The following is a 12,639-nucleotide window of genomic DNA, read 5'->3' as shown; positions in this document are numbered from 1 at the left end:
GCCTGCGATGGCATCACCGTGGTGTGCCTGTGGGACCGAGTTGCCCGCATCGCGAGCAAGCTCGCTCCCACATAAAACTCAGCGGTTGGCGCGCAGGCCCTCGACAAACCCGGCAATCCGCTGGCAAGCGTCTTTGAGGGTGTCGTCGGCGACGGTAAAGGAGATGCGCACAAAGCCTTCGGCACTGGCGCCAAACGCCTGGGCATCGAGCACCGACACCCCGGTGGCGCGGAACAGCTGCCAGGCAAAGTCCATGCTCGACAGCCCCGTCCGGCGCACGTCCACCAGCATGAACATCCCGGCCTGCGGTACCCGGCAATCAAGGTCGGCGATGTCACCCAGACCGGCCACCACCAGGTCACGCCGGCGGCGATACACGGTGCGCGCATCGCTCACCACCTCGTCATCCAGCTCCAGGGCCTTGATCGCCGCTTCCTGGATAAACCCCGGCAAGCCATAGAGCATGCACAGCAGCAGGTTATCCAGGTGGCCCACCAATGCGGTCGGCGCCACCACCCAGCCCACGCGCCAGCCGGTCATGGCATGGGTTTTCGACAGGCTGTTGAGCACCACGGTGCGCTCGGCCATGCCCGGCAGCGAGGCGATGCTCAGGTGCGGCTGGTCGTAAGTGATCTGGCCGTAGACCTCATCGGAAATCACCCACAAGTCATGCTCGCGGGCGACTTCGGCCACCAACTCCAGCTCTTCACGGCTGTAGACGTTCCCGGTGGGGTTGCACGGCGTGGCCAGGGCAATGCCCCGGGTCTTGGCGCTAATGGCTTTTTCCAGGGCCGCGCGGGTCAGGCGAAAGCCGTTGGCCGCCGGTTGCTCGATGGTCGCGATGCGCGCACCGGAGGCGTGGATGCATGCCTCGTAGGTCAGGTACATCGGCTCCGGCACCAGCACTTCGTCGCCATGGCTGAACAGGCACAACGAGGTGGCGAACAGGCCGTTTTGCGCACCGGCCACCAGGGCCACGTTATCGGCGTGTACGGCGATGCCTTGCAGACGGCTTTGCTTGGCCGCAATCGCCTCGCGCAGGGCCGGTCGGCCGAGGACGTGGGTGTAATGGGTGTCGCCGGCGCGCAGGGCGTCGACGGCGGTTTCGCAGATGGCACTGGCGGTGGCGAAGTCGGGATCGCCGACGCTCAACACAATCACATCTTCGCCACGGCCACGGGCTTCGACGGCCGCGTAGTGAATATCCCAGGCGCTGACGGACTCGCCACTAATGCGCTCGACAAACGGTGAATAACGCATCCTTGTTCTCCTAAAATTGATTCAAGCCTGGCGCTGCGGGACTTTGCCCCAGCGCGAGAAGACGTGTTCGATCACGAACGCCAGGACAATGTAGATCACCGCCACCGCCAACAGGGGCTCATACACCCGCAGCGTCTGTGCCCGCACCAGGTTGGCGGCGCCGAGCAGGTCGGTGACGGCCACGGTGGAGGCCAGCGCAGTCGCCTTGAGCAGCAGCACGGTTTCGCCCACCAGCGTCGGCTTGACCAACTCCAGGGCCCGTGGCAACCAGACCCGGCGCAGCACCATCAGGCGCTTCATGCCAAACGCCCGCGCCGCTTCCAGTTCGCCCCGTGGCACGGCGCGCAGGGCACCGCGCAGCACTTCGCCGACATAGGCGCCGACACACAAAATCAGCGCCAGGGCCACGTACCAGAAACCTTCACGCAAGTACGGCCAGAGGAAGCTGCCGCGAATCAGCGGGTAGCTGGCAAACACGCTGCCCACGCCGTAATACAGGATGTAGATCTGCACCAGCAGCGGCGTGCCCCGGAATACTGCGGTATAGGCGCGCAACGGCCCGCTGATCAGTGGGTTGGACGACAAGCGCCCCAACGCCACCAGCACCGCCAGCAAGAAGCCAAACACCCCGGACAAGGCCAGCAACTTCAGGGTGATGCCCAGGCCGTGCAGCAGTTCGTTGCCAAAACTGTTGATCCATGAAAAGTCCATCGGCTGCGCTCCTTAGTGCTGCGGCATCCAGCGGTTGATCCGTCGCTCGAACACCCGGAAGGCGCCGTTGGAAATCAGGGTGATGATGAAATACACCGCCGCCACCGCCAGGTAGAACACCAGGTAATGCTTGGTGGAACCGGCCGCCTGTTTGCCCACCGAGAGCAACTCGCTGTAGCCGACGATGCTGATCAGCGCGCTGTCCTTGACCAGCACCAGCCACAGGTTTGACAGGCCGGCCATGGCAAACGGCAACATGCTCGGCAGCAACACCCGGCGCACCAGCAGCCAGCGCTCGATGCCAAAGGCCCGCGCCGCTTCCAGTTGGCCCACGGGAATGGCCTGGATCGCGCCGCGAATGATCTCTGCCGAATACGCGCCCTGGACGATGCCCAGCACCAGCACGGCGGCGATAAAACCGTTGACCGTCACGCTCTCGCGGCCCATGGCGGCCATCGCCATGTTCAGCAGGTCGGTGCCGGCGTAATACAGCAGCAAAATCAGCAGCAGCTCCGGCACCGCGCGGTACAGCGTGGTGTAGAGGTTGGCCAGGCGCACCATCCAGCGTGGGCCCTTGAGCTTGATCATGGCCACCAGCAGGCCGATGCCCAGGCCCAGCACAAAGGCCCCGGCGGAAATCTGCAAGGTCACCACCGCCCCCTGGAGCAGGGCGTTGAGCCAGCCATCGGCGACGAACAGCTGGGTGAGTTCGGACAAAGAAATCATGGCGCGTTCCGTTGGACGTTATTGCGCGGAAATATCGACGCTGAAATAGCGGCTGCGAATTTTGTCGTAGGTGCCGTCAGCCTTGAGCGCCGCCAGTGCGGTGTTGAGCTGCTCGCGCAGGCTGTCATCACCCTTGCGCACCGCGGCACCGATGCCGGACCCAAACAGCGGGTCTTTGGGCGCCAGGCCCTTGTCGGCCAGGCCGCTGCCGGCATCAGACTTGAGCATCGGCTCGATGGTCAGGGCGTCGGCGAGCATCACGTCGATCCGCCCGCTTTGCAGGTCGGCGGTCATGTCGTCCTGGGTGTTGTAGTAGCGCAGGGTCGAGCCCTTGGCGTAGTAGGCCTTGAGGTAAGTGGCGTTGGAGGTCGAGCCCTGCACGCCGATCAACTTGCCCTTGAGGCCTTCGGGGGTGGTGACCAGCTCCAGGCTTTTGTCGGCGACCCACATGGCCGGAGTCTGGTAGTACGGGGCGGTAAAGGCGATGACCTTTTCGCGCTCCTCGGTGATGCTCAGGGAGTTGAGGATCACGTCGATCTGGCTCGATTGCAGCGCCGGGATCAAACCGTCCCAGGACACTTCCTTGAGCGGACACTGGGCTTGCAGGCGTTCGCACAGGGCCTTGATCAGGTCCGGCTCGAAGCCGCTCCAGGCGCCATTGCCGGCTTTTTCGGAGAACGGCGGGTAGGGTTCCAGGGCGATGCCGAAGACGATTTTCTCGGCGGCAATTGCACTGTGGGACAGCACGGCGAGCACGCAGCCGGCGGCGAGGGATTTCAGAGAGTTATGCATGGCTTGACCCTTTCGAAGTTATTGTTTTGAAGGATGGAAGCGGCAGTTCAAACGCGATTGTCCTGGGCCATGACGAACTGGCGGCAACGCTCGCTGGTGGGGTTGTGGAAGACTTGCTGGGGCGTGCCTTCTTCTTCAACCAACCCTTGGTGCAAAAACATGACCTTGCTCGATACATCGCGGGCAAACGCCATTTCGTGGGTGACGAGGATCATGGTGCGGCCTTCTTCGGCGATGCCCTGGATCACCTTCAGCACTTCGCCGACCAGTTCCGGGTCGAGGGCCGAGGTGGGTTCATCCATCAGCAACACGCGCGGGCGCATGGCCAGGGCGCGGGCGATGGCCACGCGCTGTTGCTGGCCGCCGGACAGGAAGGCGGGGAAGGTATCGCGCTTGCTGGCCAGGCCGACTTTTTCCAGCAGGTGCTCGGCGTGGGCGATGGCGTCCTTGCGGTCTTCACCCAACACATACACCGGTGCTTCGATGACATTTTCCAGCACGGTGCGGTGGGGCCACAGGTTGAAGCTCTGGAACACCATGCCCAGTTGCGTGCGCAGGCGTGCCACCTGGTCAGGATCGGCGATCAGCGGGTTGCCGGCGCGGTCCTTTTTCAGGCGCACTTCTTCGCCGTTGATGCGCAGGCTGCCGCTGCAGGGGATTTCCAGGAGGTTGATGCAACGCAGCAGGGTGCTTTTGCCCGAACCGCTGGAGCCGATCAGCGACACCACATCGCCTTCATTGGCGCGCAGGGAAATGCCTTTGAGAACATGGTGCGCGGCATAGCTCTTGTGCAAAGCATCGATGGCGACCACCGGGGTGACTGGGTTCAAGGGTTTTCCCTCTTTATTTTTGTAAATTGATCAACCTGGACACCGCCCCCTGTAGGAGCTGGCTTGCCAGCGAAAAACGCCAGAACACCGCATTTATCCAGAATGCCCACGTCATCGCTGACGACCATCGCCGGCCAGTCTTGGAATGCCGTGATGCAGGTCGAGAATAGCCACTGGCCACTTGAGGTCAATCGAGCATTTTTCGCTCGATATTGAAATTTAATTCAACTGTCCCGCGCGCCGGCGGCTATGTCTCAGGCGCGATTGCGGCTATGGTGCGGGTATCTTTGAGCAGGTGAACATCCATGCGTTACCCCTCCATGACCGCCTTGCGGGCGCTGGACGCGGTGGCCCGGCTGGGCAGCGTGTCCGAGGCCGCGACCGAGCTGAACCTCACCCCCAGCGCCATCAGCCACCAGATCAAGAGCCTGGAACAGACCCTGGGTTTTGCCCTGACTGAGCGCACCGGGCGCAATATCCGCATCACCTGGCAGGGCGAGCGCTATGCCCGGGATATCCACGGGCTGCTGGCCAATATCCTCGAGGCCGGGCAGCGTTTCGATGGCCAGCAGGTCAGCGGGCGCCTGTGTATCAGCAGCCCGGCGGGGTTTGCCACCTATTGGTTGTGCACCCATATCGCCGACTTCCAGGCACTTTATCCACAGGTCGAACTGCACCTGATTTCTCCGCGCACCCCGGACGACACCAGCGACCACGGCGCCGACCTGTTTATCGCCTACGGCATGGGCGACTGGCCCAACCAGCATGTGCAGAAGATCGTCTCGCTGCGCTACTTCCCGGTGTGCAGCCCGCGCCTGGTCAACACCATGGGCGGCCTGAAGAACCCGGAACACCTGGCCGGTGCGCCGTTGCTGCATATGATCGACTACTCCGACTGGCGCGTTTGGCTGGCCGCCGCCGGGGCGCCGAATGTGGACGTGCAGCGCGGCATCGTGTTTGCCGATGCGCACTTTGTGCAGTCGGCGTGCATCGCCAGCCAGGGTATCGCCATGGGCGACAACCTGATCAGCGGCGAGGCCCTGGCCAGGGGCTTGCTGGTGCGGCCGTTCGAGACCGAGATTGAGTCCAACCGTGGCTATTACCTGGTGGCCGATCACCAGAAAGTCGAGCGCCCGGTGGTACAGGCATTTGGCGAGTGGGTGAAATCGCAGCTGGGTGGCGGGCTTTGACGCGCGGCAATCCGTGAATTTTTTTTGCCAATGGCCGGTAAATTTTTTGCTTGTCCGCCCTCCGAGCGCGCCCTAAGGTCTGGCCAATCGACACAGAACAATAAGAAGGAAATGAGCAATGACCACCTGCGCCCAGTCCCTGGTTCGCCTGCTGGAAGGTTATGGGGTAGATACCCTGTTCGGCATCCCCGGCGTGCACACCGTCGAGCTCTATCGCGGCCTGCACGGCAGCCGCCTGCGCCATGTCAGCCCGCGCCATGAGCAGGGCGCCGGCTTTATGGCCGACGGCTACGCCCGCGCCAGCGGCAAGCCGGGGGTGTGTTTCATCATCACCGGCCCCGGCATGACCAATATTCTGACCGCCATGGGCCAGGCCTATGCCGACTCGGTGCCGATGCTGGTGATTTCCACCACCAACCGCCGCGAACACCTGCGCCTGGGCCACGGGCACCTGCACGAGCTGCCGGATCAGCGCGCGATGGTCGCTGGTGTGTGTGCGTTCAGCCATACCCTGCAATCGCCGGAGCAATTGCCGGAATTGCTGGCCCGCGCCTTCGCCGTGTTCAAGTGCGCGCGCCCACGCCCGGTGCATCTGGAAATCCCCCTGGATGTGCTGGACATGCCCGCCGTGGACCTCAACCTGATGCCCCGCAGCCTGCCAGGCGCCCCGGCCCCGGCGCCGGCCTCGCTGCGGGCGGCGTTGAGCCTGCTCAATGAGGCGCGGCGGCCGCTGATCCTCGCCGGCGGCGGCGCCCGTGATTGCGCCGAAGTCTTGCAGCAACTGGCCGAACGCCTGCAAGCGCCGGTGGCCCTGACCACCAATGCCCGTGGCTTGCTGCCCATGGGCCACCCGTTGTTGCTGGACGGCGTGCAGTCTTCCAGGCACGGCCGCTCGTTGTTTGACGAGGCCGATGTGATCCTCGCCGTGGGCACTGAACTGGGAGAAACCGACTACGATTTCTTCGGCCTTGGCCCACTGAAATTCAAGGCGCCGCTGATCCGCCTGGATATCGACCCGATGCAAGTCATGGGCGTGCAACGCGCCCATGTCGGGCTGGTGGGCGATGCCCGCGAAGGGTTGCAGGCGCTGCTGGATGAGGTCCGCCCACCCGCCCCGAGCGGGCGTTGGGCACAGGACAGCGTACAGCGCGTCAACCGCCTGGAGCGCGAGACGTGGAATGCCAAGCAGCAGGGGCTGCAAGGCCTGCTGGACCTGCTGCGCGACAGCCTGGTCGACCCGCTGATCGTCGGCGATTCGACCCAGCCGGTGTATCAGGGCGCGGTGGGCTACCAGGCCCCGACGGCCAACAGTTGGTTTAATGCCGGTACCGGCTACGGCACCCTCGGCTACGGATTGCCAGCGGCAATTGGCGCCAAGCTGGCCAAGCCCGAGCGGCCGGTGGTGGCGCTGGTGGGCGATGGCGGCCTGCAGTTTGCCAGCAACGAACTGATCGCGGCCCGCGAGGCCGGCATCGGCGTGATCCTGGTGGTGTGGAACAACCAGTGCTACGGCGAGATCCGGGACTATATGCAGGCCCGGGAAATCACGCCGCTGGGGGTGGATATCCTGACCCCGGACTTTGCCGCGATGGCCCGCAGTTGCCACGTCGCCCACCACACGGCCGACACGCCACAGGCCTTGCACGCGTTGTTGCAAAGCCTGGCCGCCACCCCTCAACCGGTGATGATCGAACTCGACGCTGCGCACTACCTGCAAAACGCCTGAACCGCTTCGGCCCTGATCCATATCAACGGGCCACCATCGAAAATCCGCTACAACACAACCGGGGCTTACCCAGCCCCGGTTATCCGCCTGATGACCTCATAAAAACGAAGACAAAACCTGTACCCAGGGGCCAACCCCCAGGCCAGGTTATTAAAGGAATAATGCGATGGCCCTTTCTCTGTCACGTTTGGCCTTGATGGGGGCGACGCTGTGTCTTGCGCTTCCCCTGCACGCCAACGAACCCGCCAAACCCGATACCGAACTGATCGCCCAGGGCAAATACGTTGCCCAACTGGGTGACTGCATCGCCTGCCACACCGCCAAGCAAGGCGCCGAGATGGCGGGTGGCCTGGAGCTGAACACGCCCATGGGCACCATCTACTCCAGCAACATCACCCCGGACCGTGAGACCGGGATTGGTCAATACAGCTTCGAACAGTTCGACCGCGTGATGCGCGAAGGCGTGACACCGGCCGGTATGAACCTGTACCCGGCGATGCCGTATCCGTCCTACGCGAAGATGAGCGAAGAGGACATGCGGGCCCTGTTCGCCTACCTGATGCAAGCCGTCGAGCCGGTGAAAAAGGCCAACCTTGAGGCAGACATGGGCTTCCCGTTCAACCAGCGCTGGGGCCTGGCGTTGTGGAATTTCATGTTCCTCGACAAACAACCGTTCCAGCCCGACCCGGCCCGGGATGCCGTGCTCAACCGTGGCGCCTATCTGGTCCAGGGCCTCGGCCACTGTGGCTCGTGCCACACCCCACGCGGTATCGCCTTCCAGGAAAAAGCCATGAGCGACGCCGGCAGCAGCGGCGAGCACTACCTGGGCGGGGAAACCGTCGAACACTGGCGTGCCTTGAGCCTGCGCAACCTGTGGACGGTGCAAGACACCGTGCAGTTGCTCAAGACCGGGCAGAACCGCTTTGCCACCGTGTCGGGCAACATGGTGGACGTGATCCGTCACAGCACCCAGCACTTCACGGATGCCGACCTGACGGCCATTGCGACGTATCTCAAATCCCTGCCACCGGGCAAGGACGACTTGCCGATGCCGGCTGTCGCCAAAGGCCCTGTCGAACTGCCCAAGGACTTGTTCACCAGCCGGGGCGGCCTGGGCTATATGCAGTTTTGCAGCGATTGCCACCGCAGCGACGGCGCGGGCGTGAAGGGCCTGTTTCCGGCATTGGCCGGCAACGCCGGCGTGGTGGCCAGCAACCCGACCTCGCTGCTGCACATCACCCTCACCGGTTGGGAAACCGCCGAGACCGCCGCCCATCCCCGGGTCTACACCATGCCGGGCTTCGCACGCCTGGGGAATAACGAAGTAGCGGAAATCCTCACCTTTGTGCGCACGCGCTGGGGTAACGAAGGCACGCCAATCAGCACCGCCCAGGTGAAGAAAATGCGTGACCAGCTCAACCCGGTCAGCACCGACTCCTCGGCGTTCGAGACGCCGCGCCTGGCCAACCTGCTGGCGGCGCCGAATGCCGACCAGGTGGTACGCGGCATGCGCCTGCACCTGCAAACCAAGGAACTGCTGCCCGAGAATGTCGGCAACTCGCTGAACTGCACCAGTTGCCATCTCAACGCTGGCACTGTGGCTGATGGTTCGCCGTTCGTGGGTGTGTCGGCATTCTTCCCCAGCTACGCCCCGCGTGCTGGCAAGGTGGTGAGCCTGGAAGAGCGCATCAACGGTTGCTTCCGCCGCTCGATGAATGGCAAGCCCGTGCCACCACAATCGGCGGACATGCAGGCGATGGTGGCGTACTTCGACTGGATGAAAAACAACACCAAGCCCGAGGACAAAGTCCCCGGCCGTGGCGTAGGCAAGATCGACCCGGCCATCAAGCCCGACCTGGCCAATGGCGAGCAGGTCTACGCCAAGCAATGCGCGGTGTGCCACGGCAACGACGGCGAGGGCCTGGCCCGCGCCGACGGCAGCCTGGTGTACCCACCGTTGTGGGGCGATCAGTCCTTCAACATCGGCGCCGGCATGGCCCGCACCTACACGGCGGCAGCGTTCGTCAAACGCAACATGCCGATCGGCTTCCACGAGAAATTCCCACTGGGCCAGGGCGGCTTGTCGGACCAGGAAGCGGTAGACGTCGCTGCCTACTTCTCGCAAAAACCACGCCCTGACTTCCCGGACAAGGTGAAGGACTGGCCGAACGGCGGTAAGCCGGTGGACGCGCGTTACTGATCTGGGCTCCTACAGTCTGGTGTAGTGCGGACTGTCGGAGCCTGTGCGCGGTTACTGTGAAACCCGGTCCTTGCCCGCTGCCTTGGACCGGTACAGCGCCTGGTCTGCCCGGGCCATCAGGTTGGTGGGGGGCTCGTCAGGGAGGCGTTGCGCCACCCCCAGGCTCAAGGTCACCTTGAAATCGCCCACGGGGGGGATGTCGTGAATGGCCTGGCGGATGCGCTCGGCCATCTTCCTGGCGGTTTCCATGGTGCTTTTGGGCAGGACCACCATGAACTCATCGCCTCCCCAGCGCGCGAGCAGGTCGCCCTGGCGCACGCAGTGTTCCAGGCGTTCGACCACCCGCAACAGCGTGGCATCACCTACGGCGTGACCGTGCTGGTCGTTGATGGGCTTGAAGTCATCGACATCCATGGCAATCACCGCCAACGGCAGGCGAAACCGCTGGGCGCGCTCGCACTCCTCCAACAGGACTTTTTCCAGGCGATAGCGGTTGGCAATCCGGGTCAGGGTATCGCGCTCGGCCAAGGAGCGGTTTTCGTCCAGTTGCAACTGCAGTTGCTGGTTGACCCGCGACAGTTCGCGGGTGCGTTCGGCTACCAGCGCTTCAAGGGATTGGTTGCGCCGCTCTAGCTGTTCCAGGGAACGTTTGCGTTGATGAATGCTGCGGTGGGCGCCGACCATGCGCCACACCGAGCCATCGGGGTTGTGGGCGATGATGTAGCCTCGGTCTTCGATCCACAACCAGGTGCCGTCTTTTTTGCGACAGCGATATTCGGCCTGATAAAGGGGGGTGCGACTGTTGATGTAGTCGTCGAAGAGTTTCATCACATGGGGGTAATCGTCGGGGTGGATCACGCTTTCCCAGGTGAAAACCGTGTTTTCCAGGGAGTGGTGATCGTAGCCCAGCATTTCGTACCAGCCGGGGTTGCGATAGACAAACCCGGTGTTGGCATCCCAGTCCCAAATACCATCGCTGACCAGTTCCATGATGGCATGGACCAGGTCGGCGTTGACGTCGAAAAACTCACTTTTCAACGGATCAAAATCGGATGTATCGCCCATCTGCGCGCTCCCTGCGAGGATGCTGGCTCACTGTGGCCAGTCAGGTGTTAACGCCGATACTCCGTGGCTGCGCGTACTGTACAACGAGGTTTGCCGGCTTAGAAGGGGCGATGAAAATGTGGCTAAACGCCATTATTGGCGCCGTCCGGGCTATTGCGGTTCCAGCATGCGCGTGGGTGGCGTGCCGTTGGCGTTGTGCTGGTAAATCGCCTCGGGCTGGCCCTGCTCGTTGAAAAACACCTGGCCGATGCCCGCACTGTTCCACAGGCGCTCGCCGGCCTCGGCATGTTCCGGGATGTATGGCACCACTTGCATGCGGCGACGGCGGGTGAGCCAGTTCAGGGGCGAACGGGGTGAATATAGCCAGCGATTGAGGCGATCGAACCATTCCAGCAGGCGGGGCGGGAATTGGTTCTTGATGCCACTGCTGGTGATCTGCCAGATATGCGGCCCGGCATTGCGCTGGCGGATCAGTACTTTGTAGACGAACGAGTAATGCACATCCCCCGACAGAATCACGTAGTTACCCGGGGTGCGCGAGTGGCGGAAGATATTCAGGATCACCTGCGCGGCGCCACGATGGGCCATCCAGTTTTCCGCATCGACCAACAGTGGGTAGCCGCACCAACTGAAGACTTTCTGCACCGTCTCGATCAGCTTGACGCCGAAGATCGGCGCGGGCGACACGATGATCGCCGAAGGGTGGTCGAGCAGTTCCTGTTGCAACTCGCTCAAGGCTTCCCAGTCCAGCAGGCCGGAGGGTTGCTTGAGGGTGGATTCGCTGCGCCAGCGCCGTGTGCGGGTGTCGATGACCACCAGCGCCGGAGTGGTGGGCAGCACGTAGTGCCACTGCTGGAACTTCAGGAGGTCTTCGAGCAACTGGTCCTGGGCGGGCGCGGACAAATGGTTGGCGTGGTCCTGGGCCGTCGCCGTCAGGGCCAGGGTTTTTTCCACGAGTGGGGCGAAGGCATCGGGGTTATTGCCCCAGCCCTGGCAGAGCATATAGGCGAGCAGGGCGTTGCCGATGATGCGCTTGGAGAACGGGTGGCCATAGGCGGTCTGTTCCCATTGGGCGCTGAGGTTCCAGTCATCGGTGATGTCGTGATCATCGAAGATCATCAGGCATGGCACATGGGCGAACACCCGGGCCACTCCACCCAGGCCGTCGCGAAACTTATCCACAGGCACCTGCTCGCGGGCGTAGCGCTCCTGTTCCTTGGGCGTGAGCCCGCTGGGAGGTTGTGCGGCGATCAGGGTCCAGGGTGTCGGCGACCAGGCCAGCAGGTACATCGCCACGAGTTCGGCAAAAGTCACCAGGTGGTTGTCGGCGGTGCTGCTGGTGAAGATGGGCTTTTTCACCCCGCCAAAAAAGCGTTCGCGCAGGGTCTCGTTGCTTTCCAGGGCCGGCAGCAGGTCCGCGCGATGGTAGTAGCTGGCGGGGTGGTCGTAGAGCTTGGCGCTGTCGTCCACCACGGCGCCATCGAGGTGCTCGTCGAACAGGCCCAGGCGTGCAATCAGCCCGTGGATGGCGCGCAGCATCGGCCCGGCCACATCGTCGGCGTACACCTGGTCGCCACTCATCATCAACAGGGCCGGACGCTGGGTCAGGCTGCGGTCTGCGGCCAGCAGGCGATCGGCACAAAGCAGGCCTTCATCGGCGTAATGGTGCGGTTTGCGGCAAGAGCCGTGCAGCAACTGGTGGATACGGCTGTGCAGGATGAAATCCGGGGTCTTGGCACCTGGGTACAGCAGGTGCGGGGCCCATTGGATGATACCGGCTCCATCATTGATCAGCAGGTCGTAGCTGATGGGGACGTCCTGGGGCAGCGGCGTGGCCAGCGGTACATCGATCAGGTGGATAAAGGCTGCGCGGCCCACGGGGATCACCTGGCAGCGGGTGGCGTCGAGTTCAATATCCAGAACGCATGGGTGCTGGTCCTGGCTGAACTGCAGCCGCAGGGTCAATGCCAGCGCGCGACTGCCCACCAGCCACAACACCAGGCGCCCCGGCTCCAGGCGGCGCAACAGGGGGCCGGCGAGGACGGCGGGCAAAGTCTCGGGTTGCAGCATGAAAACATGGCTCTGTGCGGGATTGGACTGGCTAGGTTAACGCAGTGGATGTCGGTGTTTTGTCAAAGC

General features: G+C 63.3%; 9 protein-coding genes and 1 pseudogene. 3 read left to right on the top strand and 7 right to left on the bottom strand.

The features are described from left to right. Nucleotides 1–78 precede the first annotated feature (78 nt). The 5 genes and pseudogenes from HBO11_RS23585 to HBO11_RS23565 form a co-directional block, all read right to left on the bottom strand. Nucleotides 79–1,260: an aminotransferase class I/II-fold pyridoxal phosphate-dependent enzyme gene (locus HBO11_RS23585; protein WP_169956226.1), complete on the bottom strand. Its 1,182-nt coding sequence runs from the start codon at nt 1,258–1,260 to the stop codon at nt 79–81. A gap of 21 nt (nt 1,261–1,281) precedes the next feature. Then, a complete protein-coding gene (locus tag HBO11_RS23580; protein WP_057437876.1) occupies nt 1,282–1,971 on the bottom strand; it encodes an ABC transporter permease subunit in 690 nt (229 codons plus the stop codon). 12 nt (nt 1,972–1,983) lie between these two features. Then, a complete protein-coding gene (locus HBO11_RS23575) occupies nt 1,984–2,697 on the bottom strand; it encodes an ABC transporter permease subunit (protein WP_169902072.1) in 714 nt (237 codons plus the stop codon). An 18-nt stretch (nt 2,698–2,715) separates the two neighbouring features. After that, complete coding sequence (locus tag HBO11_RS23570; protein WP_169956230.1) at nt 2,716–3,489, bottom strand: transporter substrate-binding domain-containing protein; 774 nt, start codon at nt 3,487–3,489, stop codon at nt 2,716–2,718. A gap of 47 nt (nt 3,490–3,536) precedes the next feature. Then, nucleotides 3,537–4,301 (bottom strand): annotated as a pseudogene (locus HBO11_RS23565) (ATP-binding cassette domain-containing protein); the annotation flags it as partial. Between the two features lie 323 nt (nt 4,302–4,624). On the opposite strand from HBO11_RS23565, the gene HBO11_RS23560 reads away from it, so the two are divergent. From HBO11_RS23560 to HBO11_RS23550, 3 genes are all read left to right on the top strand, one after another. Beyond that, nucleotides 4,625–5,509 carry a LysR substrate-binding domain-containing protein gene (locus tag HBO11_RS23560; protein WP_029300234.1) on the top strand — a complete coding sequence of 295 codons (885 nt, stop codon included), beginning with the start codon at nt 4,625–4,627 and terminating at the stop codon, nt 5,507–5,509. A 118-nt stretch (nt 5,510–5,627) separates the two neighbouring features. Then, nucleotides 5,628–7,235, top strand: coding sequence for a 5-guanidino-2-oxopentanoate decarboxylase (locus tag HBO11_RS23555; protein WP_169956232.1), 1,608 nt, complete (start codon nt 5,628–5,630; stop codon nt 7,233–7,235). Nucleotides 7,236–7,401: 166 nt separating this feature from the next. Then, nucleotides 7,402–9,435, top strand: coding sequence for a c-type cytochrome (locus HBO11_RS23550; protein ID WP_169956234.1), 2,034 nt, complete (start codon nt 7,402–7,404; stop codon nt 9,433–9,435). Between the two features lie 51 nt (nt 9,436–9,486). Here the strand turns inward: HBO11_RS23550 and HBO11_RS23545 are convergent, their stop codons facing one another. Continuing rightward, the gene (locus tag HBO11_RS23545) at nt 9,487–10,500 is read right to left on the bottom strand and encodes a diguanylate cyclase (RefSeq protein WP_169956246.1); all 1,014 of its coding nucleotides are present in this window, start codon (nt 10,498–10,500) and stop codon (nt 9,487–9,489) included. Nucleotides 10,501–10,650: 150 nt separating this feature from the next. Further along, the gene (locus HBO11_RS23540; RefSeq protein ID WP_169956248.1) at nt 10,651–12,570 is read right to left on the bottom strand and encodes an alkaline phosphatase D family protein; all 1,920 of its coding nucleotides are present in this window, start codon (nt 12,568–12,570) and stop codon (nt 10,651–10,653) included. Nucleotides 12,571–12,639: the final 69 nt, after the last annotated feature.

Source organism: Pseudomonas sp. WS 5010 (genome assembly GCF_012985565.1).
Lineage (GTDB): Bacteria > Pseudomonadota > Gammaproteobacteria > Pseudomonadales > Pseudomonadaceae > Aquipseudomonas.
The sequence above is the reverse complement of the archived record's forward strand: the minus strand, read 5'-3'. Positions and strand labels throughout refer to the sequence as shown.

Bases quoted from the DNA above. Each gene is read 5' to 3' on its own strand.
- HBO11_RS23545 (WP_169956246.1), bottom strand. From the start codon at position 10,500: ATGGGCGATACATCCGATTTTGATCCGTTGAAAAGTGAGTTTTTCGAC.
- HBO11_RS23575 (WP_169902072.1), bottom strand. From the start codon at position 2,697: ATGATTTCTTTGTCCGAACTCACCCAGCTGTTCGTCGCCGATGGCTGG.
- HBO11_RS23540 (WP_169956248.1), bottom strand. From the start codon at position 12,570: ATGCTGCAACCCGAGACTTTGCCCGCCGTCCTCGCCGGCCCCCTGTTG.
- HBO11_RS23550 (WP_169956234.1), top strand. From the start codon at position 7,402: ATGGCCCTTTCTCTGTCACGTTTGGCCTTGATGGGGGCGACGCTGTGT.
- HBO11_RS23580 (WP_057437876.1), bottom strand. From the start codon at position 1,971: ATGGACTTTTCATGGATCAACAGTTTTGGCAACGAACTGCTGCACGGC.
- HBO11_RS23555 (WP_169956232.1), top strand. From the start codon at position 5,628: ATGACCACCTGCGCCCAGTCCCTGGTTCGCCTGCTGGAAGGTTATGGG.
- HBO11_RS23585 (WP_169956226.1), bottom strand. From the start codon at position 1,260: ATGCGTTATTCACCGTTTGTCGAGCGCATTAGTGGCGAGTCCGTCAGC.
- HBO11_RS23570 (WP_169956230.1), bottom strand. From the start codon at position 3,489: ATGCATAACTCTCTGAAATCCCTCGCCGCCGGCTGCGTGCTCGCCGTG.
- HBO11_RS23560 (WP_029300234.1), top strand. From the start codon at position 4,625: ATGCGTTACCCCTCCATGACCGCCTTGCGGGCGCTGGACGCGGTGGCC.